Source organism: Ensifer aridi, assembly GCF_002078505.1.
GTDB classification, from domain to species: domain Bacteria; phylum Pseudomonadota; class Alphaproteobacteria; order Rhizobiales; family Rhizobiaceae; genus Sinorhizobium; species Sinorhizobium aridi.
This window is the reverse complement of the sequence record NZ_LUAV01000062.1, coordinates 690-932: the sequence shown is the minus strand read 5'-3', so window position 1 is coordinate 932 and position 243 is coordinate 690. Positions and strand designations below refer to the sequence as shown.

The window sequence follows — 243 nt, the reverse complement described above, 5'->3', positions numbered from 1 at the left end:
CCGACGAGCGCCGCTATCTGCTGGAGGAGCTGAACCGCACGGAAGCGGACTATCCGTCGGAGCTGTGCGTGCACGAACTGTTCGAGGCGCAGGTGCGCCGGGCGCCGGACGCGGTGGCGGTGGTCTTCGAAGGGCAGTCGATCTCCTATGGTGAGCTCAATGTCCAGGCCAACCGGCTCGCCCATCATCTGATCGGGCTTGGGGTCAAGCCCGACGAGCGCATTGCGATCTGCGTCGAGCGCA

1 protein-coding gene is annotated in these 243 nt (G+C 65.8%); it reads left to right on the top strand.

The features are described from left to right. A partial coding sequence (locus tag AYK65_RS33445; protein WP_244560170.1) for an AMP-binding protein occupies positions 1 to 243 on the top strand: 243 nt, incomplete at both ends.